The sequence below is a fragment of the Streptomyces sp. CB02058 genome (assembly GCF_001905505.1).
GTDB lineage: Bacteria > Actinomycetota > Actinomycetes > Streptomycetales > Streptomycetaceae > Streptomyces.
In genome coordinates, this window is the sequence record NZ_LIPG01000004.1 from 96,392 (window position 1) to 120,015 (window position 23,624).

At 70.6% G+C, this 23,624-nt stretch carries 25 protein-coding genes and 1 pseudogene; 13 read left to right on the plus strand and 13 right to left on the minus strand.

Translation table 11 applies throughout. The features are described from left to right. The first annotated feature begins 394 nt into the window (after window positions 1–394). Together AMK10_RS21040 and AMK10_RS21045 are read left to right on the plus strand one after the other, a co-directional pair. The gene (locus AMK10_RS21040) at window positions 395–829 is read left to right on the plus strand and encodes a cupin domain-containing protein (protein WP_073749450.1); all 435 of its coding nucleotides are present in this window, start codon (window positions 395–397) and stop codon (window positions 827–829) included. Then, window positions 826–1,683, plus strand: coding sequence for an aldo/keto reductase (locus tag AMK10_RS21045; protein WP_073749451.1), 858 nt, complete (start codon window positions 826–828; stop codon window positions 1,681–1,683). Before AMK10_RS21040 ends, AMK10_RS21045 begins: the two co-directional genes overlap by 4 nt. Window positions 1,684–1,865: 182 nt before the next feature. Here the strand turns inward: AMK10_RS21045 and AMK10_RS21050 are convergent, their stop codons facing one another. The 6 genes from AMK10_RS21050 to AMK10_RS21080 form a co-directional block, all read right to left on the minus strand. Beyond that, window positions 1,866–2,078: a hypothetical protein gene (locus AMK10_RS21050; protein ID WP_073749452.1), complete on the minus strand. Its 213-nt coding sequence runs from the start codon at window positions 2,076–2,078 to the stop codon at window positions 1,866–1,868. Further along, complete coding sequence (locus AMK10_RS21055; protein WP_073749453.1) at window positions 2,075–3,577, minus strand: glycosyltransferase; 1,503 nt, start codon at window positions 3,575–3,577, stop codon at window positions 2,075–2,077. The genes AMK10_RS21050 and AMK10_RS21055 overlap by 4 nt, the downstream gene beginning before the upstream one ends. Then, window positions 3,565–4,338 (minus strand): PHP domain-containing protein, encoded by a 774-nt coding sequence (locus AMK10_RS21060; protein ID WP_073749454.1) that lies wholly within the window; start codon window positions 4,336–4,338, stop codon window positions 3,565–3,567. The genes AMK10_RS21055 and AMK10_RS21060 overlap by 13 nt, the downstream gene beginning before the upstream one ends. Next, entirely contained in the window at window positions 4,335–5,462 is a 1,128-nt protein-coding gene (locus AMK10_RS21065; protein ID WP_079180812.1) for an ATP-grasp domain-containing protein, read from the minus strand. Before AMK10_RS21065 ends, AMK10_RS21060 begins: the two co-directional genes overlap by 4 nt. Then, a complete protein-coding gene (locus tag AMK10_RS21070) occupies window positions 5,419–6,543 on the minus strand; it encodes a PIG-L family deacetylase (RefSeq protein WP_158070891.1) in 1,125 nt (374 codons plus the stop codon). Before AMK10_RS21070 ends, AMK10_RS21065 begins: the two co-directional genes overlap by 44 nt. A 568-nt stretch (window positions 6,544–7,111) precedes the next feature. Further along, a complete protein-coding gene (locus AMK10_RS21080; protein WP_073749456.1) occupies window positions 7,112–8,665 on the minus strand; it encodes an alpha/beta hydrolase in 1,554 nt (517 codons plus the stop codon). A 340-nt stretch (window positions 8,666–9,005) separates the two neighbouring features. Here AMK10_RS21080 and AMK10_RS21085 point away from each other — a divergent pair, with 340 nt between their 5' ends. After that, window positions 9,006–9,689 carry a DUF4232 domain-containing protein gene (locus AMK10_RS21085; protein WP_073750127.1) on the plus strand — a complete coding sequence of 228 codons (684 nt, stop codon included), beginning with the start codon at window positions 9,006–9,008 and terminating at the stop codon, window positions 9,687–9,689. A gap of 211 nt (window positions 9,690–9,900) precedes the next feature. Here AMK10_RS21085 and AMK10_RS21090 read toward each other — a convergent pair whose 3' ends face one another. Beyond that, window positions 9,901–11,190: a CehA/McbA family metallohydrolase gene (locus AMK10_RS21090; protein ID WP_073749457.1), complete on the minus strand. Its 1,290-nt coding sequence runs from the start codon at window positions 11,188–11,190 to the stop codon at window positions 9,901–9,903. A 301-nt stretch (window positions 11,191–11,491) separates the two neighbouring features. Between AMK10_RS21090 and AMK10_RS21095 the strand changes: the two genes are divergently transcribed. Both AMK10_RS21095 and AMK10_RS37465 read left to right on the plus strand, forming a co-directional pair. Beyond that, the gene (locus AMK10_RS21095) at window positions 11,492–12,031 is read left to right on the plus strand and encodes a hypothetical protein (RefSeq protein ID WP_073749458.1); all 540 of its coding nucleotides are present in this window, start codon (window positions 11,492–11,494) and stop codon (window positions 12,029–12,031) included. 78 nt (window positions 12,032–12,109) lie between these two features. Then, window positions 12,110–12,265, plus strand: a complete 156-nt coding sequence (locus tag AMK10_RS37465) for a hypothetical protein (RefSeq protein WP_158070892.1) — start codon at window positions 12,110–12,112, stop codon at window positions 12,263–12,265. Window positions 12,266–12,325: 60 nt separating this feature from the next. Here AMK10_RS37465 and AMK10_RS21100 read toward each other — a convergent pair whose 3' ends face one another. Continuing rightward, entirely contained in the window at window positions 12,326–12,652 is a 327-nt protein-coding gene (locus AMK10_RS21100) for a hypothetical protein (protein WP_143194974.1), read from the minus strand. A 176-nt stretch (window positions 12,653–12,828) separates the two neighbouring features. Here AMK10_RS21100 and AMK10_RS21105 point away from each other — a divergent pair, with 176 nt between their 5' ends. Next, entirely contained in the window at window positions 12,829–13,398 is a 570-nt protein-coding gene (locus AMK10_RS21105) for a GNAT family N-acetyltransferase (RefSeq protein WP_073749460.1), read from the plus strand. 305 nt (window positions 13,399–13,703) lie between these two features. On the opposite strand, the gene AMK10_RS21110 is transcribed toward AMK10_RS21105, so the two are convergent. Then, window positions 13,704–15,098, minus strand: a complete 1,395-nt coding sequence (locus AMK10_RS21110; protein ID WP_073749461.1) for an MFS transporter — start codon at window positions 15,096–15,098, stop codon at window positions 13,704–13,706. A 68-nt stretch (window positions 15,099–15,166) separates the two neighbouring features. On the opposite strand from AMK10_RS21110, the gene AMK10_RS21115 reads away from it, so the two are divergent. The 3 genes from AMK10_RS21115 (at window position 15,167) to AMK10_RS38120 (ending at window position 18,193) form a co-directional block, all read left to right on the plus strand. Then, window positions 15,167–15,838 carry a TetR/AcrR family transcriptional regulator gene (locus AMK10_RS21115; protein WP_073749462.1) on the plus strand — a complete coding sequence of 224 codons (672 nt, stop codon included), beginning with the start codon at window positions 15,167–15,169 and terminating at the stop codon, window positions 15,836–15,838. Window positions 15,839–15,956: 118 nt separating this feature from the next. Next, entirely contained in the window at window positions 15,957–17,348 is a 1,392-nt protein-coding gene (locus AMK10_RS38115; protein ID WP_079180813.1) for a flavin-containing monooxygenase, read from the plus strand. Then, on the plus strand, window positions 17,345–18,193 hold the full coding sequence (locus AMK10_RS38120) for an SDR family NAD(P)-dependent oxidoreductase (RefSeq protein WP_079180814.1): 849 nt from the start codon (window positions 17,345–17,347) through the stop codon (window positions 18,191–18,193). The genes AMK10_RS38115 and AMK10_RS38120 overlap by 4 nt, the downstream gene beginning before the upstream one ends. A gap of 16 nt (window positions 18,194–18,209) precedes the next feature. On the opposite strand, the gene AMK10_RS37470 is transcribed toward AMK10_RS38120, so the two are convergent. Together AMK10_RS37470 and AMK10_RS21125 are read right to left on the minus strand one after the other, a co-directional pair. Next, window positions 18,210–18,353 (minus strand): hypothetical protein, encoded by a 144-nt coding sequence (locus AMK10_RS37470; RefSeq protein WP_158070893.1) that lies wholly within the window; start codon window positions 18,351–18,353, stop codon window positions 18,210–18,212. A 59-nt stretch (window positions 18,354–18,412) separates the two neighbouring features. After that, window positions 18,413–19,495 carry an S-(hydroxymethyl)mycothiol dehydrogenase gene (locus AMK10_RS21125; RefSeq protein WP_073749463.1) on the minus strand — a complete coding sequence of 361 codons (1,083 nt, stop codon included), beginning with the start codon at window positions 19,493–19,495 and terminating at the stop codon, window positions 18,413–18,415. A 286-nt stretch (window positions 19,496–19,781) separates the two neighbouring features. Here AMK10_RS21125 and AMK10_RS21130 point away from each other — a divergent pair, with 286 nt between their 5' ends. Both AMK10_RS21130 and AMK10_RS21135 read left to right on the plus strand, forming a co-directional pair. Next, on the plus strand, window positions 19,782–21,086 hold the full coding sequence (locus AMK10_RS21130) for a LuxR C-terminal-related transcriptional regulator (RefSeq protein ID WP_107428471.1): 1,305 nt from the start codon (window positions 19,782–19,784) through the stop codon (window positions 21,084–21,086). Window positions 21,087–21,111: 25 nt separating this feature from the next. Further along, window positions 21,112–21,306, plus strand: coding sequence for a hypothetical protein (locus AMK10_RS21135; protein WP_073749465.1), 195 nt, complete (start codon window positions 21,112–21,114; stop codon window positions 21,304–21,306). A 33-nt stretch (window positions 21,307–21,339) separates the two neighbouring features. Here the strand turns inward: AMK10_RS21135 and AMK10_RS21140 are convergent, their stop codons facing one another. Further along, the gene (locus tag AMK10_RS21140) at window positions 21,340–21,843 is read right to left on the minus strand and encodes a hypothetical protein (protein ID WP_241839620.1); all 504 of its coding nucleotides are present in this window, start codon (window positions 21,841–21,843) and stop codon (window positions 21,340–21,342) included. 257 nt (window positions 21,844–22,100) lie between these two features. Between AMK10_RS21140 and AMK10_RS21145 the strand changes: the two genes are divergently transcribed. Next, a complete protein-coding gene (locus tag AMK10_RS21145) occupies window positions 22,101–22,415 on the plus strand; it encodes a glycosyltransferase (protein ID WP_073749466.1) in 315 nt (104 codons plus the stop codon). A 271-nt stretch (window positions 22,416–22,686) separates the two neighbouring features. On the opposite strand, the gene AMK10_RS21150 is transcribed toward AMK10_RS21145, so the two are convergent. Then, window positions 22,687–22,968 (minus strand): hypothetical protein, encoded by a 282-nt coding sequence (locus AMK10_RS21150; RefSeq protein ID WP_073749467.1) that lies wholly within the window; start codon window positions 22,966–22,968, stop codon window positions 22,687–22,689. A 271-nt stretch (window positions 22,969–23,239) separates the two neighbouring features. On the opposite strand from AMK10_RS21150, the pseudogene AMK10_RS38125 reads away from it, so the two are divergent. Beyond that, a pseudogene (locus tag AMK10_RS38125) lies at window positions 23,240–23,440 on the plus strand (helix-turn-helix domain-containing protein); the annotation flags it as partial. Window positions 23,441–23,624: the final 184 nt, after the last annotated feature.

Below are 23,624 nucleotides of genomic sequence, written 5' to 3' on the forward strand. Positions count from 1 at the left end.
CGACGCCGTTCGGCGTAGGCATCCATCCAGCCGCCGGTGCGAGTCGGCACGCGGAGAAGTGGGGCGCCGGTCGACGGGCGTGGGCCCTACCCAGGCTGTCCAGGCCGTGAGGAACCAGGCACAACTGGGGGACCCTGTCAGTACGTGTAACAGCAGTGCCTTCCACGCGTCTCTGATCTGCGGTTTCCTCAATCGTGGCAGCGGATGCGGCCCGGGTCCGGCGGCGGTCACCTGCGTGCGGGATCCGGGATGCCTGTCGGCTCCGGGTGGCCGAGGGTGAACAACGCCGCATGCTGAAGAAGATCTCGGGCGAGCGCTCCGCCTGATCCCAGGCCCGAGGAGCGAACTGGCCCCGCACGATCAGCGGGGCGCATGGAACCCAGGAAGGAACAGGATGACCGGCAACGAATTCGAACAGATTTTTCCGCTCGGGGAGAAGAACGACGCCTATGCGCAGTACTTCATCGGCCAGAGCTATCTGGCCCTGCTCACCTCGGGAGGTGTTCCGGTCAGCAACGTGTCCTTCGAGCCGGGTTGCCGCAACAACTGGCACATTCACCATGGCACGGACGGAGGTGGTGACCAGATCCTGCTGTGCACGGCCGGCAGCGGCTGGTTCCAGGCCGAGGGCGATGACCCCATCAGCATGGAGCCCGGAGCGGTGATCCGCGTCCCGGCGGGCACGAAGCACTGGCACGGCGCGAAGGCCGACTCATGGTTCTCGCACGTCGCCTTCATCACCCCGGGCGAAGGCGTCAGCAATGAATGGCTCGAGCCCGTCACCGACGAGGTGTACGGGGCGCTACCGAAGAACGGAACGAACGCATGACCATCCTGGACGAGACCTACACCCTGTCCAACGGCGTCGCGATCCCCAAGCTGGGGCTGGGCACCTGGTTCATCGACGACGACAAGGCGGCCGAGGCGGTCCGCGCGGCCGTGGAGATCGGCTACCGCAACATCGACACCGCGCAGGCCTACGGCAACGAGCGCGGCGTCGGCGAAGGCGTGCGCACCGCCGCGGTGGCCCGCGACGAGCTGTTCGTGTCGACGAAACTCGCAGCCGAGATCAAGGACTACGAACAAGCGGTCGCCTCGATCGACGAGTCACTCCACAAGCTCGGCCTCGAGTACATCGACCTGATGCTCATCCACAGCCCGCAGCCGTGGGACGACTTCCGCGGCGGCGACTACGCCGAGGGCAACCGCGCGGCCTGGCGCGCGCTCGAAGAGGCCCACCGGGCCGGCAGGATCCGCTCCATCGGGGTGTCCAATTTCGAGCAGCAGGACCTGGAGAGCCTGCTCCAGGGGGCGACCACCGTGCCGCACGTGAACCAGCTGCTCGTCCACGCCGGCAACACCCCCTCGGAGCTCCTCGGCTACTGCGAGGCCGAGCAGATCCTCGTCGAGGCGTACTCGCCGATCGCGCACGGCGCGATCCTGAAGAACGCCGAAGTCCGGGCGATGGCCGAGAAGTACGGCGTGTCCGTCCCCCAGCTCTGCATCCGCTACACCCTGCAGCTCGAGACGGTGTCCCTGCCCAAGACGGCCAACCCCGAGCACATGCGCTCCAACGCCGAGGTCGACTTCGAGATCTCCGGCGCCGACATGGACGCCCTGCGCAGCCTGCGCGATGTGGACTACGGCGAGCACAGCGCCTTCCCCGTCTACAGCGGCAGGTGACACGGGGCGAGCGCCACCTCACGCCGACACGGGTCGCCATGACTCACCGGGCCGGACGCATCCGCGTCGACTCCCGACGAGGCTGCACGACCGGCTCGCGGCGCCAACGGCCTGGTTCGCGCTCGCGACGCGCGGGGCCAGGCCCGTTCGTCCTGCGCTGACGGCTCGTGCCGGGGAAGCGTTCAGGCCAGCCAGAGTGCGCGGGCCACCAGGGCCGCCGCGATGAGCAGCACCACCGCCGCTTGCTGCCAAAGGAGGCGCCGGTCGCGACGGCGGTCGTCGGCGGTGAGCTCCTCGACCCGTTCCCTCAGCGCCTGGAGATCCGTGGCCGCCGGGCTCCCGCCGTCCGCGGGCGTGCCGGTTCCGTCACTCGGGTCTCCGCTTCGCACGGTCATCGTCCTGCCCTCACCTTCCCGGTCTTCTTGGTCTTGTCCCATGTCATGTCGGCATTGCGCGCCTGGAGGACGAAGGAGGCGACCAGAGAGGCGGTGAGCAGGGATCCGTAGCCGACCAGGGTCAGCAGGACGGGGGCGAGCGGCCGCAGGCGGGTGCCGGTCAACAGCTTGGCGATCCACGCGATGGGGATGGACAGCGCGAGCCACACGTAAATGATGATCATCAGGACGGGGGTGGAGCCGTCCCCCGGCAGGATCCCCGCGTCGTCGAGCAGGGGCAGGAAGACGTCCGGCAGCGCGGTGATCACCAGGATGCAGGTCGACACCAGACCGGGGTAGATCAGCGCCTCGAACCAGCATCGGCGGAACGTCGCCGGGTCGACCACCGCCGACATGAGGACGATCAGGAGGTAGCAGACGAGGTTGACGACCCATAGCAGGTGGAACAGCGCCCATGCCCTGTCGGAGTCGGTGAAGTAGAGGAAGAGCAGCGACGCGGAGCAGGCGACCAGGAGAAACGGCGTCGCGAGCAGCGAGAACCAGATCAGGCCGAAGAGGGTGGAGCCCAGCCTGTGCTGGTCGCGCCGGGCGCGCGGACGGAACCACACGTGCCGGTAGCGGTGGGTGACCTGGAGGTTGCCCCGGGCCCAGCGCACCCGCTGCTTCCACAGGCTCGCCAGGTCGCCCGGCTCCTCGGCGAACACGGTGGCGTAGCCGTCGAAGACGACGCGGCGTCCGGCGAGCTGGGTCTCGAAGGTGGTGACGGTGTCCTCGGCGAGGGTGCTGGTGTCGATTCGTCCGCCGATGGCCTCCAGGCTGGTGCGTCTGTGCAGTTGGGCGCCGCCGGCCAGGCAGGCGACGACGCCCAGCACGTTGTGCGCCCGGCGGGCGGCGGCCTGCGCGGTGATGTACTCGAAGGCGATGTAGCGGGTGAGGTAGTTGCCCTGCTTTCCACTGCCTTCCTTGATGTACGCGGTCACGGCGCCCACGTTCGGTTCGGCCAGGTGCCGGGTCATGCGCCACAGGGCATCGGAGTCGAAGACGACGTCGGCGTCCATGATGAGGACGGCCTCGGCCCAGTCGTCGCCCAGTACGTGGGCCAGGCCGTGGTTGAGGGTGTGGGCCTTGCCCTGGCCGCCGTTCTCGCGCCGCAGGTGTTCCACGCTGCCCGGGTAGCGGGCCGTCAGTGCGCGCAGCACCTGGGGGGTCTCGTCCGTGCTGGCGTCGTCGATGACGACGACGCGGAGCCGGTCACGCGGATAGTTCAGGGCGAGAAGTCCTTCGACGGAGGCGGTGAGGACCGGTGCCTCGTTCCAGGCCGGGATGAGGATCGCCGTGCGCGGCAGCGGGAACGGGGCGTCCCCTGCGGTCTCGTACAGGTACCTGAATCGCTGGAAGCCGACGAGGAGGAACTGGATCACGGCGACCACCAACGGCACCGCGCCGAGGAACACGATCACGGTGGCGACGACGTGCAGGATGTCGTTCAGGGCGTGCACGGCTCCTCCGGATTCCTTCGCATCAGGGCGCCGGATCCGCGCCCGGCCTCGGCCAGCGCCTGGGACACCCAGGGGAAGAGACCGACGGCGTCGGCCCGGTGCGCATCGCTGCCCGCAGCCAGAGTCACTCCCGCGCGGCTCAGCAGGGTGGCTGTCCGGACGGACGGGCAGCGCCACTTCTCGTTGAGTTCGACCGCGATGCCGTGCTCACGGCACGCGACCGCGAGGGGGGCGAGGAGAACCTCGTCGACGTCGTCCTCGTCGAGCCCGGACTTGGGCAGCACGCTGAACAGGTGCGCCAGGTGCGCGCCGCGGCCCGGCGGGATGCGGGTCACCGCCCGCGCGGTTGCCTGCACGAGGAGGCGCAGGGCCTCGGAGGAGGTGAGCTTTCCCTCGTCGACCAGCGCCCGCACGGTGCCTGGGTGTGCGGGCCCGTCGGGGAGCGGGAAACGGTGGTCGGCAAGGGCGATGTGCTCGACTCCCGTGAGGTCCTCCGGCAGGTCGATACGGCCATCGGTATCCAGGATCTTGGCCTCGACACCGCACACCAGGCGTACGGAGGTCGTGGCGCGCGCGGCGCGCACGGCGGCCACGTACGCCGGGAGATAGGTGGTGTCCGCGCGGACGTGGTCGGTGAGGACCAGGGTGTGCAGCCCGGCGGTCTCCGCGGCAGCCACGACCTGGTCGAGGGGGTCGCGGCCGTCGGAGAAGTCCGTGTGCGTGTGCAGGTCCGTGCCCAGGGGGCCGGCTTCACCCCTCACGCCGGCGCTCCCGTGCCGGGGAGGCCGGACTCGGTGCTGTCGCCCATGTCACCCAGTTCGCGGGGGCTCAGGACGATGTCCTGCCAGTGGCGGACCACCGCCGTCTCGTAGTGCTCGATGCACTCGGGCAGCTCGGTGCCCAGGAGGCCGGCGACCGCCCACTTCGGCATGTCCACCCCGGAGGCCACGGTCAGGGAAAGCCCGCCCGGCGGACGCGGGTTCACCTCCAGGAGCGCGGGCTTTCCGGACCTGTCCTGGCGTACCTGCACGTTGAGAATCCCGCGTAGCCCCAGGGTGTGCACGGTGTCCTTGGCGAGATCGGAGAGCTCCGGGGCGCGCAGGACACGGCCGGCGACGATGACACCGGAGTCGGTCTTGTCGCGGGAACGGGGGACAGCTGCGACGACCCGGCCGGTGGCGTCGGTGAGAACGTCGACGGAGTACTCGGTGCCAGGCAGCAGTTCCTGCAGCAGACAGGAACCGTCGTGCGGGAGCGCGGCAAGGTCCGACGGGTCCTTGACGAGGATGATGCCACGCGAGCCGGACCCGCTGCGGGGCTTGACGATGGCGGGGAACCCGCCCTCGAAGTCCGTGGCCTCGCCGTCGGGGGCTCCTCCGCCCGACGGGCCGAGGACCCGGGTGGCCGGCAGCCGTACAGCCCCGTTGCACGCCTCGGCGAGCCGCCACTTGTCGAGGCAGTTCTCCAACGCCTCCGCAGGGGACACCAGCAGCTGCACGCCCGCTGCGGCGAAGTCGGTGGCGGCGCGGGACAGGGCCACCAACTCGACGTCCACGGTGGGGATCAGGACGTCGATGTCGTGGCGTTCGCACAGGCGCAGCACAGCCTCGGCGAACTGCGGTGCGTCGCCCGGCGGCAGCAGCATCCGATAGGCGCGGGGGACGAGGTAGAGGCCGGCGCCGTTGGGATCGAGGTCTGCCGCGTACCGCTCGGCGACACCCTCCAGACCGCGCAGGAAGCACACCCCCGACGGACCGCCGGCGCCCGTGACCAGGACCCTCGGCGGGCGGCCCAGGGGCGCGGCCAGGTCGGGCGCGAAAGGGGAGCCGCCGCGGACGAGGTCAGGCGTGGTCGGCGGGGTAGTAACCCAGGGGCGTGTTGTCATGGACGAGCTCCAGAGGTTCGGCGTAGCGGGTTCGGGAGAAGCGGCCCCAGTAGCGGGCGGTGGAGCGCAGGAGCTCCTCCTCGAGGTACCAGCGGCTCGCTGCCTGGGAGTTGTGCGCGCCGATCGCGGAGAGTTTCGCCTCCAGGTCGGCCTCGCTCAGTTCGACGAAACGATTCGGCTGATAGGCGACGGTGGCCGACGGCGACTGGTAGCAGGCCAGGCGGGCAACCTGACGCGACGCCACGAGCGTGGCCCGATGGACCGCCCGGTGGTCCTGGTGGGTGTCGCTCTCGGAGTGCACCAGGACGACGTCCGGGTCGACCTCGGCAACCGCGCGTTCGATGGTCCTGACGGTGGCACTGTCGTCGCTGATGGAGCCGTCGGGAAGGTTTTCCATGATGAGGTGCGCGCCGAGCACCTCGGCGGCTCGATGGGCCTCCTCGCGTCGGCGGTCCGGGTCACCGCCGTTGGCGCCGCCCGACAGGGTCAGGATGGTGATGCCCCACCCGCCGTGCGCCCGGCGGTGGATGATGCCCCCGGCCCCGATCTCGACATCGTCCGGGTGGGCGCCGACCACCAGCATCCGAGGCCCCGCCTGACGTGCACCCTCGACTCTCAGCGGATCGGCCCTGTTCTCAAGGACTCTGGCCACGGCTGCGACGAGGCCGTCCGGGTCGCCCCGCTCGACCATGTCGGCGGCCCGGCCGCGAAGGGCGGCCATCGCCCGGCGCGTACTGGGCGCCTCGTCGGACACCACGACCGGAGCGCCGGGAACTCCCGTGCGCCACTGGTCGAGCAGTGCGGTCAGGGACGCGTCGTCACCACTGATCCCGGTGTCCCACACGGCCACGTCCCAGAGCCGTACCGGGGCGGGCGGCACAGCCCCGGCGCTGAGGAAGTCGGCTACGGAGCCGACACAGTGCACGTGTGACGCGCCGTGCGAACGCAGCGTTTCGGCGATGCGGGCAGCCGTGCCTTCGTCGCGGTCACCGAGGAGGATGCGTGCACCGGACAGCGCGGCTGAAGCGGCGTGGTCGTGCGGAGTGAAACCCTCACCACCCCTATCTGGCATATCAGACATAAAGGGCATTGTAACGTAGTGATCAGCTTCACCCCGGTGCTCGTCGGCGAGGCTGACGGCCTGGCGGCATCGGACTCGTGACCCGTACCGGCCGCGACGGCGGAGTACGCACAACGCGGCAGCCCCGTGCGCCGCGAGATGCCGACGAGCCGCAGTCGAAAGCCCGGGCAGCAGCCCAGGTCCGCTTCACCGGTCCGCTTGTTGCTCATAGCAGCGCAACAGCCGCCTGCTCAACTCGGCTTCGGCGAGCGTCACCGTGGATGGCCCGGTCGCCCCCGGCACCGACTTCGATCCCGACCACATCGCCGAGCACTACTGGAGCATTACGGGAACCCGCACACGCAGCCGCGCGCCCTCTGGGACCGCGAGGCACTGCATACCGGGCGCTGCCGACGGCGCCCTGCCGCAAGAACCCTCCGGCTGCGGTCCGATTCCTGCCGGTGAGGCTCCTGGGTGATGAGCGGGCCGACGCGTGCGAACGTTCGCCGACGGCTTACGCCCCCGAAGCTGGAGGTGTCTCTTGCGTCGAAAGCGGGATCTGCGTCTCGAACACCGCGGCCCGAGGGCCTCATGACATGCTGCCCCGGCACACCTCCCCCACGGCCGGAGTGCGGCCGGTGCGGAGGTAGTCGTCGACCTTCTCCGTGACACAACGGTTCTGCGGGTATGTACCGTGGCCCTCCTCCTCGGCCGTCAGGAGCACGCCTACGCCCTCGCCCAGGGCGCGGGCCATACGGCGGGCGCCGGGGTACGGGGTCGTCGCGTCGCCGGTGCCGCCGACCACCAGCACGGGGGCCGCGCCGTCGGCGTTCACCTCGAACGTGGCGCGCTCACCGTCGAACGGCCAGCCGTAACAGAGGTAGACCCCGACGGACCAGGCCGCGCCGAACACAGGTGACGCGGCTTTGATGCGGGCCTCGTCCCGGTCGAGACGTTCGAAGTCGGGGCGCAGACTCGAGTCCGCGCAGGTGATCGCGATCTGGGCGGCGCGGCTGCTGTCACGCGGTGTCGCCGCGCGGTCGGCGGAGCCGATGCCGTCCGCGCCGTTGCCCAGCGGACGGCCGTCGTTTCGGTCGATCAGCGCGCCGAGGGCCTTGGCGAGCGACGACCAGCCGTCTGCGCCCAGGTCGAGATGGTCGCTCACGGCGTACAAGAGGCCGTCGGCGTCGAGGTTCCTTCCGCCGCCGGCCGGGGCGGGCTTCTCCTCCAGTCGGTTCGCCAGGCTCGCCATGCGTCGCGCGGCCTCCTGGGGCCCGTCGCCGGTCGGGCAGCGACGAATACGGGCCGCGCAGTGCGCAGCGAACCGGTCGAACGCCGCCTGGACCGCCTTGACCTGCGACACCTGCCCCTCGTCGTGGTCCTCGGTCGGATCGACGGGCGCTTCGAGGACGAGCCGTCCGACGTGCGACGGGTACAGGTGGGCGTAGACCGCGCCGAGCGCCGTTCCGTAGGAGACGCCGAAGTAGTGCAGCCGCTCGTCGCCGAGGAGGTAGCGCATCAGATCGAGGTCGCGCGCGGTGTGCGAGGTGCCGATGTGCGGGAGGAGCGCCCCGGAGTGCTCCGCGCAGGCGTCGGCCCCGTCGTAGCCGATGTCGTCCGCGGTCTTCCCGCAGCGCACGGGGATGGTCGCGCCAACTCCGCGCGGGTCGAAGGAGACCAGGTCGTAGCGGTCGAGGAGGGGCTTGTACTGGTTGAGGTATTCGGGCAGTCCGCTCACGCCGGACACACCCGGCCCGCCGAAGTTGAGGACGAGCGAGCCGATGCGCCGGGCGTTCGGGCCGGTGGCCCTGCGACGGATCAGGGCGACGTCGATCGTCCTGCCGTCAGGTTTCCGGTAGTCCAGGGGGGCCTTCATGGCAGCGCAGTCGTAGCCTGCGCGCGCGGTGGACGGCGAGGTGCAGCGAGACCAGTGGAGGTGCTGACCGGTGGTGAGCGCGGTGGGCAGACCGTCAGGGGGGTTGCTCGCGGTGAACTCCGTACGCGGCTCCGCGCTCCGGCCGGGAGCGTCGCCCTGGAGCCAGGCGCAGACGGCCCCGATCGCGGCGAGGACGACGCCGGCCATGATGAGCGCACCGGCCGAGAGGCCCGGTCCACGGCTTCGTACCGGATGTGAGTCGCTCATCGAAACCCCCGCGCTCCCGCCCCTGGACGCCGCCCGTACCCCTGATCATCCGTTCGTCGAACGAGTGCAGGGTACAAGCCGCCTCCGACAGCCCGGCTCGCGCGAGTGCCCAGGACGTCGGACCACCAGGTGTTCACGCAGGTCCGGGCTGGAAGCCGGGCTGTCCTGTCCCCAGGCACGGCGTGGAACGGCCGCGGGGGCGACTCGAGCGCGGCTGCCGCCACAACCGATTCACTGAGACAGAACCCGGACGTGCGCGCGATCGTTTCAAGATCGTCTGGCCTCTAGTGTCGTCGGTGTCAGCAGGAAGTACCGCAATCGACAGTCGCTGGAGATCATGATGCGCTCGCGTCCCGCCGCTCGCTCCGTCCGTCTCGTACTGGCCGCCGCGTCGGTGGCAGCCCTCGCCGTCACCGCCACCGCCTGCGGCCCGGAAGACACCACGGACACCGGCAGCGCCGCTGCCCCCTCCGCCTCCGCCCCCTCTTCCGGCGGAGGCAGCGACACCCCCTCGACCAGCGGCACCACGAGCAACGGAGGCAAGTCCGGCGGGTCCGACACGAGCAGCTCCAACGACAAGAGCGGCTCCGGCGACAGCGGTGACAAGAGCGGTTACGGGCAGTCCTGCGGTACCAACGACCTGGAGTTCACCGTCACCGCGGAGTCCCAGGCCGGCGGGTACTACCTTGTCACCGCCAAGGCCAAGTCCGGCATCACCTGCTACTTGGACGTCAACACCCCGAGCGTCGCCTTCGGCTCCGGCGCCGACGGCGTCGCCTCCCCCGTCGGACAGGGCGGCGAAGACCCCATCAAGCTCACAGGCTCCGCCGTCGCATACACCGGAATCAACCCCAAGACCACGGACACCGACGGCGGCAAGGAGTTCGAGAACGTCATCATCGCCACCACGGAGGACGACCCCGACCCCGCCGAGCTCGAACTCCCCGACACGGCCACCGTGGACAAGCCCATCGTCACCAACTGGTCCACCGATCGCGACGAGACCGTCCCGCGCATCGTCTGACCAACACCCTTGCTTCGTTGCTTGGCGGCCGCGGCGGGCCTTGCGGCGCCTCATTCGGGCGAAGGAGCCGCTCCACGGCATCAACCGGGCGAGGGGCAGGCCCGATCTCCGGAAGCGGCGTGGTGCCGGGCGTGCCGTGGGTGGTCCTGTTCGTGGTGCGGTTGGCCGGCGTATTCGTGCCGGCCTGCGGCAGACGTCGGCGGGCGACCGGTCAGCCCTGGAGCCACCACGGACTGCTGTACGCCACCCCCCAGTCGTTGCACGCGTGCCCGGCCGGGCCCGGTGAGCCGTTGGCCTGAGCCGGGTCGGAAACACGCAGGACGACCCAGTTGCCGTCAGCGGTGTCCAGCGGCACGGTGAACTCGCTGATCCGGCCCGCCGTCGTCGTGATGACGTCGACGACATCGGGCGCGGCGCTGCCGGGCCGCAGCACCTGGATGTCGAGCGGCTTGCCTGTCCACTCCGCGCCCCGGTCCAGGTCGACCCGGAAGCGTACATCCCCGGAGGTGAGGGGCAGCTGACCCCCCATCCGGACACCAGCGGCCGTGGCGTCCAGGCGCAGGCCGGAGACACGGGTCGCGAAGAAGCGCCGGGCGCGCATCGCCTCCAGGACTCCCGCCCTGGTGTTCTCGGTGACCCACAGTCCGCTGCGGCCCTTGCCCTCGGGGATGCCCCAGTCGGTTCCGTGCTCGTCGGTCACACCGGTGAGGCCGGTGCGCCAGCCGGCGTTCAGACAGGCCACCAGCGGCGAGCTCATCCCGGAGGACCAGCCCTCGAAGAGGTAGTCGTCGGTCCGGTTGAACATCTCCAGGCTGACCATGCGGTCGTGCACGGCCGCGTGATGGCCGAACTCGTTGAACCGCAGCTCCTCCCGCCCAGGATGGTTGAAGCCGGCCACCGCGTCCTTGTCATCCAGCCAGTCGAAGAACGCCCCCATGCCCGGCGCCAGCGACATGTCGACATAGGAGTCGGAGAACCACACGTTGGCGTGGCCGAGCAGGGCGTGCGTCCACTCGAAGCCGCGGATCGCGGTGTAGACACCGGGGACGTTGGCGGCGTCCGCCAACGTCGCCGTGCGCTTCCACTCGGAGGAGTTGAGACCTCCGATGGTGAACACCCCGCTGTGGTCGGTGAGGGCGGCGACGTCGAGGCCGGCGCTGCGCATCGAGGCGAAGGCGAGAGCGGGGTCCCCGTCGCCGTCCGACATCGCCGTGTGGTTGTGCAGGTCCGCGTGGACGAGTGTCGTCCCCTGCGTGATCAACGACGCCCGGGACGCCCCGCCCGCCGCCTGCGCGGCGGAACTTCCGGTAGCTGCCGTGCCGGTGGTCGCGGCCCGGGCGCTGCCCGGAGCAGCCGCCATGAAGAGCATGCCGCCCGCGGCAGCTCCGAGCAGCGCACGGCGGCTGGTCCCGCCCGGCTGTCCTTGGGCACCGCGCTCGTGCCCGTGGTCGTGTCCGTCATGGCCGTGTACGTGCGTGTGATCGTGCCCGTGGTCTCCCATGGAGCGATCTCACCCTTTTGGCAGGAACATGGCCACATTCGATGACTGACCGGCAGGTGAACGTTGCGTGAGCGGCCGATCGCGAGCTTCTCGAGGGCCTTGAGTCGGCCTGAGGGTGGAAAGGTGAGGAGTCAAGACCGGGAAGGCCGCGGGTAAGTCTCGGGCGAGGGAATGAGCTGACGACGGGCCCGCCACTCAGGAGATACGACGAGGGCGGCGGCCCGGGAGAGTGGAACAACGCGCGGACCAGAAGAAGATGCCCGCACAATAGGAGTCCAGCCCGGTGCGAGGAAGTGCGGCCGTGACATTGCATACCGGCGTGACCGAGTTGTTGGCGGAAGCCGGCATCCTCGACGTGGACGTCGACGAAGCCGTCGCGGACGAGCACGTGCGATCGTCCGCGTACCAGCGCGTCATCTCGGTCACCGCTTCCTCGCCGAGCCGTGACCGAGACCGCGCGATCGTGGCCACGATCCTGCGCGACCCCGTGGAAATGGCCTCCAAGACGGCGGTGGTCGCCCTCGTGGACAGCATCGCGATGAAGGTGACCGGTCCTGCTGAGTTCCGACAGTGGTCGGCGGAACTGCTGCCGGAGATCGACCAGCTCAGGGCAGAGGCGTACCGCGACTTCATCCGTCGCCGCATCCACGACTGGCTGTTCTGCCTGTCCGTAAGGGACGGTCACGTGCCGACACCGGGCGAATTGGCGAGGGTGACGGACTGGATGCAGCGCATCCTTTCCGAGGAGGCGACGTCTCTGACGGTACTCGCCCTGCTCGCCGAGTCGGGCAGCACCAAGAAGATTCGGAACATCGCGAAGAACAGGGCCGGCAGCCGCTAACCGAGAACACGATGAGTCGGTAGTACCCACCGGCTGACGCGCCGGCCGCCTCACCCACGCGCACGGCCGTGGCGGACGATGCCGAAGCCGATCACTTCGTACGAGGCCGGTATCAGCCCGCAGCGCGCCGATGCCGGCCGCTGCGACGGCGCGGGCCTGGTGGTGCGCCCCCTCGGTGAGCACGGCGGTGTTGCCCTCCCGGTTCGTGGTGGCGAACAGATCGCTGAGCCGTGAAGGGCGGGAGCAGAATCCCGGAGCGGCAAGAAGCCGCTCGGACCGTGCAGGCGTCGACCGTTACCGACGCCTGCGTCCGAAACCCCGGCGCCGGGGTTCGGGCTCTTCCTCCTCAGGAGCGGGCTCCAGGACCTCCACCAGCCGGCTCACGTACACGCGGAACGCGGCATAGTGAGCGGTCAGACCCGATGTATGCCGGAAGGCCACGAACCACATGTCCTCGCCCACCTGGTGAATCTCCCGCGTCCCCTCACCGGTCCAGTTGTGCGTGCGCGCTATCCGGCGCGCGACCTCCCGCGCGTCCTCCCTGGTTCCCGGTACGTGCCTCATTTCGAGTCTGTGCTCGGTGTGGTCGAGGATCACATGCCACATGTCGCTTTCTCCCATGGATTCCCCCACGTTCTTGACGCTCGTTTGATGCTCGCCGTCTGAAGTGATCTGTGATCACCACCGTTGCCTGCGCATGTGTGACATCCATCCCCATCCTTCTGGTTCCCGATGGCTCAGCACAGGGAGGCGGCCGCGGAGCTGGAACCGGTAAGGAGTGCTGGTTAACTGGGGGCATGACAGCACCTGCCTTGCAGATTCGTGAGAGCACGTCCGGGGATTTCGCGACCATCATGGACGTGGAGACCCGTGCCTTCGGCTATGACAAGGAGGCCGGACTTGTAGCAGCCCTCCTGGCCGACCCGACTGCTGTGCCGACGGTGTCCCTCCTGGCCTTCGATCGCGAGGAGCCAGTCGGGCACATCCTGTTCACCCGGGCCTTTCTCGACGGACTCGACGACCAGCCGATGATCCATGTCCTGGCTCCGTTGGCCGTGACGCCGGAGTACCAGCGCCGAGGCGTGGGCGGGCAGTTGATCGACGCAGGCATCCGGATGCTGAAGGAGCGGGGTTCGCACCTGGTCTTCGTCCTCGGCCACAAGGAGTACTACCCGAGGCACGGTTTCCGCCCCGATGCCGGTGCGCAGGGCTATCCGGCCCCCTATCCCATTCCGGACGAGGTTGCCGATTGCTGGATGGTTCAGCCTGTCAGTGACCGGGGGTTCGGGGTCGGCCAGGGGAAGGTCCGCTGCTGCGACGAGCTGAACAAGCCCCAGCACTGGCGTGACGACGAGGCGGACCGCTGAACGAGTTCCGCTCCCGGGCGGCGGGCTGACCACAGTGACCGGTCTGCCTGCCGTCCGCTCGGTGCGGCGCGCACCCCTGTGAAAGCTGCCGGCTCGTCGAAGCCCGTAACACGGTCGTGGTCAGATCTTCGGTGCAAGAAGGAACCCGCGAGTCCCGTCCATCATCAAGGTCCGTCGAGGGCCTGAGCGGCCGGCGAGCAGGTCGAGCAAGTGGTCCCGGGCGAGAAGCAAGGGACGGCGGCGTACAGGCGGGACGGGGTACACCGCTGTGCGGGCGCTCCCCCATCGGGCAGTTGTGCAGTCGGTCAGGAAGCGTCGTGGGCAAGGCGTTTCGAGGCTTCCGCTGCGCGCAGGCGGCCGTCGAGGGTGTAGCCACGCTGGATGAGCAGGGCAAGCAGCATCAGGGCCGCCGGCAGCAGTCCGAAGCCCAGGCGCAGGGCCGTGAGGGCCGTGCCGGGCTGGGGTACCGTCTGGCCGGCCGCGCTGGCGACGAAGCCGCTGAGGGCGAGCAGTCCGGCGTAGAGGTAGGGGCCGAGCGCAGCGCCGGTAGCCTCGGCCGCGGTCCAGACTCCTGTGTAGGCGCCGGCCGTGGAGGTGGCCCCGCTCGCCTCGATGACGTCCGGCATCATCGAGAAGGGCAGCAGTTGCATCGCCGCGAACGCGATACCCAGCACCACCACCGCGCCGACCAACGCGGGCAGTCCGAGCGGCCGCCCGACGGCGAGGGCCAGTGAGCCGAGCGCGAAAGCCCCCTGTGCGGCGAGGAGCAGCGGCTGTTTGCCGAAGCGGCGTGCGGCGGCGACCCAGGCCGGGGTGGCCACCAGGGCCGGTGCCACGAAGGCGGCGACCAGGACAGTGGTGAGCCGGGGACGGCCGAGTTCGTACTCGGCGTAGTAGGGCACGGCTGCAAGCACCAGGTGACTGGTGGTCGACATGGCCAGGTAGGAGGCGACGAGCAGTCGGAACTGGCGGTCGCGCAGCGCGCTGCGCAGGGTGTCGAGTCCTCCGGGACGGGCAGCCGGGGCCGGCGCGGGTACCGCAGCGGTGAGACGACGTACCCCGTGGATGCCCATCGCCATCGTGGCCAGCATGCCGAGGCCGAGTATCACGCCCATCCGCACATAGCCCCCGCGGGTGGGGTCGTCCTGCCCGGTGATCAGCGGCGCGATCAGCCCGCAGATCAGGATGCCCGCGGTGAGGACCACCATCCGGAAGCCCATCAGACGGGTGCGCTCGGAGTAGCCGATGCCGAGGTCGGCCGGGGCGGCGAGGTAGGGCACCTGGTAGAGGGCGAAGAGCAGGTTGCCGCAGACGAAGGTGACGGCGACCCAGGCCGCCGCTGCTGGACCGGTGGTGGCGCCCGGTGGTGCGAAGAGCAGGGTGAAGGCGACCGGCAGCGCGCAGGCGGCGGCCATCAGCAGGCGCCGGTGGCCGCGGCGGGCCAGGTCGGCGTCGGACAGTCGGCCCACCCACGGGTGGAGCAGCACATCGGCGATCTTCGGCAGCAGCAGTACCAGGCCGGCCAGGGCAGGGGCGACCGCAAGTACGTCGGTGAGGAAGTAGAGCAGCAGCAGGCCCGGCACGGTGACCCAGGCCCCCATGGCCAGTGAGCCGCCGGAGAACATCAGCAGCCCGCTGAGGGGGAGACGGCTCCCGCGCGCGGGCGCGTCATGCGCCACTGTCCGGTTCGGCTGCGACATGTCTCCCCCTGCCAGTAATCCAACGCTCGCTGGATAGTTTCGCTGGATAGTAAGGCAAGATTGCGGCCATGACGACTTCCCGGCGCCGCCCAGGGCGGCCGCGCCTCGCCGAGCAGCGGGCCACCGCTGATCTCATCGTGGAGGCGGCCACCGGGCTGTTCGCCCGGCACGGCTTCGATTCGGTCGGCGTCCGCGACATCGCGACGGCGGCCGGAGTGGATGTGTCCACCGTCCATCACCACATGGGAACCAAGGCCGAGCTGTACGACACCTGCTTCGCCCGCGTGTTCGAGGCCGAGCGGGCCGCACTGCGCGAGGCCGCGGAGGCGGCGTCGGGCGCGGTGGCGGCCTACGGTGAGTCCGCCGGGGAAGCGGCGGCCCATACCGCACACGTCGCCCTGCACGAACTGCTCGACGCCTTCGTCGACTTCCTCGAGGACCGTCCGGAGACCACCGCGCTGTGGCTGCGCCGCTGGCTGGAGCCGGAGCGGCACGCGGAGTTCGACGCCCGGTACGCGACCCCGCTCTACCGCCAGGTCGAGCAGGCGCTGACGGAGGCGGACGCGGTCGGCCTGCTGACCGAGCCGACTGCGCACATCGCCGTGCGCAGCCTGGTCTGGGCGGTGCACGCGCATGTGGTGAGCCTGCTCTCCGGGCGTGCGGGAGCGCGGGAGCGCCGGGAGCTGCGGGCCTTTCTCCACCGCTGGATGGACCGCATGTACGGGCCGGACGCGGGCTGATCCGCCCCCTTGCCCCCGACGCGCCTTGACGGGTCGGCCGACGTGGCCGCATGATGCCCGGGCCATCAATCCAACGGTTGATGGATTAAATGCCACCAAGTTCGTCAGGGAGGCCGGCATGCTCGGGGAGCCCCGGGTCGTGGTGATCGGTGCGGGACCGGCCGGTCTGGCAACGCTCAAGGCACTCGCCGACCGGGGGGTGGCCGCGCTCTGCTTCGACTCCGGCGACCGCCCCGGCGGCCTGTGGGTCCTCGGAGCTCCGGGTTCCTCCGCCTACCGGACGCTGCACCTGAACACATCCCGGCGGCGCACGGAGTTCGCCGACCACCCGATGCCCGCCGAGTGGCCGGACTATCCGGACCACACCCGGATCGCCGAGTACCTCGCCGATTACGCCGGCCTCTTCGGGCGCAGTCACTCGATCCGCTTCCGGCACACCGTGCGGCGGGTCACCCGGTGCGACGACGGATCCTGGCGGGTCACCGCCGACGGCCCGGACGGCCCGGTCACCGTGGCCGCCGAGGCGGTCGTGGTCGCCAACGGGCACAACAGCACTCCCCGGCTCCCCGCGCCGCCCTACCCGGGCACTCCTGCGGTCGAGCAACTGCACAGCCACGACTACCGGGGCCCGGAGCAGCTCGCCGGACGGCGGGTGCTGGTGGTCGGAGGCGGCAACTCCGCCATGGACATCGCCGTCGACGCCTCGCACACGGCCGCGACCACCCTGCTCTCGCTGCGCCGAGGGGTCTGGATCGTTCCCAAGTACCTGCTCGGCAAGCCCTCCGACAGCCTCAACGGCGCGCTGGCCCGGCGGTTGCCCTGGCGGGTGCGCCAGCGGATCAGCCAGGCCGTGATCACCGCAGCGGCGGGGCGGCCCGAGCGCTACGGGCTGCCGGCCCCCGCCCATGGTTTTCTGCAGGATCATCCGACCCTCTCCGACACGGTGCTGAGCCGGATCACCCATGGCGAGATCGGGGTCCGCCCCGGGATCAGCCGGATCGACGGCTCCACGGTGACGTTCGCCGACGGCCGTTCCGACCCCATCGACCTGGTGGTGTGGTGCACCGGATACCGGGTGGAGATCCCCTTTCTCGACCCGGCGTTGCTGGGCCCGGGCCCGGACGCGATCCGCCTCTACCGGCACGTCTTCCCCCTCGACACCACCGGACTGTTCTTCGTCGGGCTGATGCAGTCCACCGGCTCCGCGCTGCCGGTGGTCGAGGCGCAGGCCCGGCTGGTCGCCGCCCATCTCGCCGACGAGTACGCCCTGCCGGACCCGGCCGCCCAGCGCGCCGACTGCGCGGCCGAGCTGCGCGCTGCCACCGCCCGTTGGGGCCACCGTCGGCCCGCCATGCGGATCGACTTCGACGCCTACCTCGCCCTGGCCGCCCGGGAGCTGACCGAAGGGCTCCGACGCCGTCGCGCGGGCCGCGGGGTGGCGTACGGAGTGCCGCCGCGCCCAACGGAACCGGCCACCGCCGTGGTCCCCACCCAGGGAGAATCCTCATGACCACTCTCACCGGCCGCCGAGTGATCGTCACCGGCGCCGCAGGCACCTTCGGCCGACTGCTGTGCGAGCGGCTGACCGCCGCCGGCGCCCGGGTGGTCGGGCTCGACCTGCGGGACGGCGCGGTCGGCGAAGTACCCGTAGTCGGCGCCGATCTGACCGACCCGCAGGCCGGCCCCGCCGCCGTGGCCGCCGCCGTGAAGCGCCTCGGCGGACTCGACCTCCTGATCAACAACGCCGGGGTCGGCGGCCCCGCCCCGGCCGAGCTGGCCCCGGACGCGGCGGTCCATCAGCAGCTGGAGGTCAACCTCCTGGCAGCCTGGCGGACGACCGCGGCCACGATCGAAGCGCTGGAGACCTCACGCGGGCGAATCGTCTTCGTCGCCAGCCGGATGGCCTTCATGGCGTTGCCCCTGGCCGCCGGATACGGCGTCAGCAAGCGTGCGGTCACCGCCTACGCCGATGCGCTCCGGCTCGAGGTCGGCACCCACATCGGGGTGAGCGTGGTCCACCCGAGCATGGTCACCTCGCCGATACACGACGCCTCGGCCGCGGCCGGGCTCTCTCTCGACGGGGTCTCCCGACACGAGCCGCTGGAGGGCGTGATCGACGCGATCCTGCGTGCCGCCACCGCCCGCAAGGCGCCGCGCGACGTGGCCACCACCGGTCGCGGCCGGATCGAGATCGCGCTCGCCCGCCACTGCCCCGGCCTCGCCGACCGGCTGGTCCGGCGCACGGTCGCGGACCGGATCCGGGCAGGCGATCTGGACCAGGCACCCCTCGCCGCGGGCATGGTCCGGCGGCACCGCGCCGACGCCTCGCGCACGCGTCTTCCCGCCCGGCCGTAGGCCGAGCGGGCCCGGATCAGCCGGCACCGGATGGAGCGATGCCGTGGAACACGGCGGCCACCGGGTTGGCCGCGACCTGCTTCTTCGCGGAGACCGGCGACTCGGAGCCGGTGTACCCGGCCTTGGCCCAAGGCCAGGCGCACGCCTGCGAGGGCACCATGGTCCCGCCACGGGTCCCGGCCGGCCCTTACGAACACGCCGGAACGAGCGTCCCCGCTCTCAGAACACCACCACGGAGCGCAGGACTTCGCCCGCGTGCATCTTGGCGAACGCGTTCTCCACCGCGTCCGGTGCGATCGTCTCCGTGACGAAGGCGTCCAGGTCGAGACGCCCCTGCCGGTAGAGGTCGATCAGCATGGGGAAGTCGCGGGAGGGGAGGCAGTCCCCGTACCAGGAGGACTTCAGCGCACCGCCGCGGCCGAAGACATCCAGGAGAGGAAGCTCGACGGTGACGCCCGGGGTGGGAACGCCCACGAGTACGACGACCCCCGCCAGATCGCGTGCCTCGAACGCCTGTCGATAGGTCTCGGGGCGGCCGACCGCGTCGAGCACCACATCGGCACCGAACCCGTCCGTGAGGGCGCGGATCCCGGCCACCGGGTCGTCCGTCCGGGAGTTGAGGGTGTGCGTCGCGCCGAACGTCCGCGCCGGCTCCAGCTTCCGGTCGTCGATGTCCACGGCGATGATGCGCGAGGCGCCCGCCAGACGGGCGCCGGCGATCGCGGCGTTGCCGACGCCACCGCAGCCGATGACCGCGACACTCTGTCCGCGCCTCACCGGAGCCGTGTTCAGCGCGGCGCCCAGGCCGGCCATGAGACCGCAGCCGAGGAGCCCGGCCACCTCGGGACGCACCTCGGGCACCTTGGTGCACTGTCCGGCGGCGACCAGGGTCTTCTCGGCGAAGGCGCCGATGCCCAGCGCGGGGGTGAGAGGGGTGCCGTCCGCCAGGCGCATCTTCTGCGTGGCGTTGTGGGTGTCGAAGCAGTACCAGGGCTCGCCCCGCCGGCAGGCCCGGCACCGGCCGCACACGGCCCGCCAGTTGAGGATGACGAAGTCTCCGGGTGCGACGTCCTGGACGTCCCGTCCGACCGCTTCGACGATGCCGGCTGCCTCGTGGCCGAGCAGGAACGGGAAGTCGTCGCCGATGGCGCCCTCCCGGTAGTGCAGGTCCGTGTGGCACACGCCGCAGGCCAGCACCTTCACCAGGGCTTCTCCCGGTCCCGGGTCGGGCACCAGAATGGTCTCCACGGAGACGGGGGCACCTGCGTGGCGGGCGACGACGCCCTGGACTTCATGAGTCATATGTACGTTTTCCTCGTGCTGATCGATGGAGGCCGACACGACGCGTCGAGATCTGCCGCCTTCCGGGGTCGGTCGGCGTCTCGACGCGGCTCCTGCGGGCTGCTGCGTCCGTGGATTGCGCGGCGTCGCTGCCGCCCGTCGTGGTGTACGCGTTCCGGAGCCGGTCCGACGCTGGGCGGGACGCCCGTTCGCTCCTCCATCTTCCTGCCCCTTCGGGTAGGCCGCACCCAACGTTCGTGCCTCACGGCCTACCCGTTCGGGTAGGCCGACGAGGTAGGTTCTTCCCATGAGACCTTCCGTGCCGCATCCGGATCCGGCCGTGGTGGCCGAGCGCGTGGGAGCCGTGGCGACCGCCCCGCTGCACACGGTGGCCGCACGGCTTCACGAGGTGATCGGCGAGGTGCTTCCGCACCGGGCCCTGGCCGTGTTCACGGAGGACTGCACCGGACGGCCGCAGAAGAAGGCCGGCGATCCGGCGATCACCGAGCGGGTCACGATCGCGGAACTCGACGCCGTGCGCCGACTGGTCGCCGGAGGGAATCAGCCCACGTCCGCCGTGATTGCCGGCACGGAGCGCGAGGTGCGCGTGTACGACGCACCGACCGGGGCCGTCCTCGTGCTGTGCGAGCCCGGCGACCTCGCGTACCGGGGCGCCGGGGACTACGTGCGCGCGGTATGGGTGACGGCCGCGACCCGCATCCGGCAACAGGTCGCCGAGGCCCGCCCCGACTACCTGCGCGAGTCCCGTGCAGCATCCACCGAACGGCTGCGGGTGACGGCCGAACTGACCGCCCGCCACGAAACCGACCTGGAGACGCTCCTGGCCACCCTGCGCGGCCGCGATCTGGACGACTCCCGGGCCAGGGCGCTGGCGACCGACACGGCGGCCGTGGCCCTGGTCCGGGTCAGGGAGGGCAGCGACCTCGTGGCCTCGCTCGCGGAGGAGCCCGTCTCACAGGCGTTCGGACGACTGCGGGCCGACCTGCGTCCCCTGAGCCGCTACGGCGGCGTCGAGGTCCAGTTCGTCGAACCGCCCGCGGACGGGCGGGCCCTGCCGGGAGAGGTCGCCCATGCCGCCCGGGCCGTTGTCCGCAGCGCGGTCCTGCTCATGCGGGAACAGGAGGACGTGACGCGCATCCGGGTCCAGTGGAACTGCGACGGCACGAACCTGCTCGTCTCCGTCCGCGACGACGGCCCCGGCCTTCTGGACCAGGGGCGTCCGGCTCTGCGGCAGCTGGCGACCCGGGCGACCGCGCTCGGCGGGAACCTCGCCGTCGAGGCCGTCGAGACCTGGGGTTCGGAGATCGACGTACGCATCCCGCTCGACCCGCCCGACACCTCGGACACGGCCGTTCACCTGTGGGACCTCGGAGCCCGCGAGACGGAAGTCCTGCGCCTCCTCGTCGCCGGACGGCGCAACCGCCAGATCGCCGCTGAACTCGGCATCAGCGAGAACACCGTGAAGTTCCACACCAGCCAGGTCTACCGCAAGCTGGGCGTCACCTCCCGGGCCGCTGCCGCCGCCCTCGCCGCCGACGCCGGACTCGGAATCTCCGACCACCCGGTGCCTCACGCCACCCCCGGTCGGTGACGGCTCCGCACGGATGACGTCGGCCATGCCGTACTTGTCGGCTGCCGGCTCCGGTGGCGAGTACCGGCAGATCGTGCGTGAGGACGGCACCACACTCGCACACCGTCCAGGCGGAGAGACCGAGAGCCGTCCGGTGAACGCGTACGTCGACTTCCCCATCCGCCGGCAGACCCGACTCGCCAGGACGGGCGCGTCGGGCTCGACGCCGCGTATCGGGTGAGCGTGAGCAACAGCCCCGCGACTGCGGGCAGGCTCAGGTTTCGGGGCGGCCCGGCCGCACGGCCGATCGCTGCAGGGTCTCCTGCCACTCGTCCCTGACGTCGCGGAACTCGTCCAGGGCGGGATCACGCGTTCCGTCCGGTGCGTAGGCGGGGGACTGGTCCGCGTAGAGCGGCACATGGGCGCAGTACCAGGCTCGCTGGGCGCCGGCCTGCTCGGCGCGCGTACCGGTCCGGAGGTAGCCGAGCAGGGCGGTCATGACCCGGCGGCGTCCGAAGGCGTAGACGGCTGGTTCGACGAACCAGCGGCAGAAGCTGGGGTCCGGGTCGTGGACGGCCGCGGCCATCAACGGGGCGAAGAACTCTTCGGGCAGGTGGGCGCGTTCGAGCAGAGGCCTGCGGACCGCGTGGGCGAGGTGCCGCGCGCGGCGCGCTTCCGGTACGTCGGCCACGTTGGCGAGATCCATCAGTCGCGCGACCTCGGTGACACACGACAGGAAAGTGCGTGCCGCTGACTCGTTGCGTTCTTCGTCGGCCATGGCAGCATTCTGGACCGGCTCGGACCGGGGCCACGTACGAGGGTCGGCTTGTCCGGCGGGCTCGGTTGCTCCCATGGCCGGTTCGGGACGGCGACCGGGGGCCGGGCGAGCCGGAGTCGGGTGAGGACCGCAGCCGGGTCCGGTGGTCGGCGAGGTCCTGTTCGAGCATCTTGCCGATGCCGTCCCTGGCCTCGGGGCCCGGCCGACCTGTCATCATGCTCCTGCCATATCGCCGCCCCCGAGGAGCCTCACCGACCATGCGCACGACCCGTATCGCCACAACCGCCCTGATCGTCACGCTCGGCATCGCCGGAGCGCTCGTCACCGCACCCGCCTCGGGCGCTGCCGCGCAGGCCGGCTGCCAGTACAAGGTGGTCTGGCCGACCGCCGGGGTGTACGAGAACCCGAATCCGAACAGCGCCGTCGTGAAGACCAAGTACGCCGGTGACATCGTCGGCGCGTCGACCTGCGAGGGAGCGTCCTACAACGAGTACGGCTACGTTCTGGTGGCCACCGACGCGGCGGCGGACGGCCGGGGCTGGATACGCGAAGGGGCGGTCGTCCCGGTCTGACGCACGCCGGGGCCGTGCCGGGGCCGGTGCGGCCCCGGCACGGCCCGGTCTTCGGAACGGCGCTTCGGGTCTGCTTCTTCAGGCCCGGTTTCGAGCCGCCCAGCGGTAGACGCATGTGGATGCGGAGCCCGACCACAGCGAGCTTGGTCTGCGCCACCGAAGCGATGCCACGGAGACGACGCCCTGCACCACATCACGCGGCCCGGCTGCGAAGGCCGCCGGTGTCCTCATCACCCGCGAGGAGGACACCGACGGCGGGCCGGTCAGGTGCTCAGCGGTTGGTCCACAGGTTCCACACCCACGGCCAGGCGGAGCCCTCGGCGCACTGGTAGCGGTCCCAGTGCCCACGCTCGATGCCCTGCTGACCGGCCGTCTGGCAGCCGTTCAGGGTCATGAACTTCTCGCGGTGGACGTCGAGCCCTTCGGCTGCCTGCACCGTGGATACCCGCTGGGTCGTGGAACCGGATGCCGCGATGGCCGGCGCGACCACGCTGAGGCCGAGCCCGGCCACCGTGATCGCGGTGAAAGCGGAGAGTGCGATGCGTACACGCATGATGCAGATCCTTTTCGGTAGGGGTGTGAGGCCGGGCCCTGCGACATCAGCCGGCAAGGCCACGACCACCGGCACGCTCACCCCTGGGGGTGATCTGCTCTCGGCCGGTACGCAGAGTTTGCACGGGAACCGGCACCTGACTGACGAAATCCCGCTTGCTTCATCGATATCGGGATAAATACATTCCTGACCTGCTGGGATGTACGTATCCCGGGACATGGGAACGCCGGCGGGACACATCCCCCGGCTCCACGAAAGGGCCCCGATCTCGATGACCGGCCAACAGCCCGACCCTCGTGCGGCCGCACGAGAACTGGGTGCAGCGTTGCGGAACCTCCAGCAGCAGTCGGGGCGCCCCCTGCGCAGCCTCGAAGCCGAGGTCCGTATCAGCGACTCGTCGCTGTCCCGCTACTTCCGAGGCGAAACCGTGCCGCCGTGGCCCGCGGTCAGAGACCTGTGCCGGGCGTTGAAGGCAGACCCCACTCCGTACCGGGTCCTGTGGGAAGCGACCGAGAACACCCCGCTCGATGAACACGACGCTGCGGCGAACACCGGCGCCGCACTCCGGACGGCTACTGGTGACGCCCAGCCGTCACACATGCGCGGTCCGGCGTGGTGGCGGAGGTGGCACGGACTGTCCGGCGGTCGCGGACACG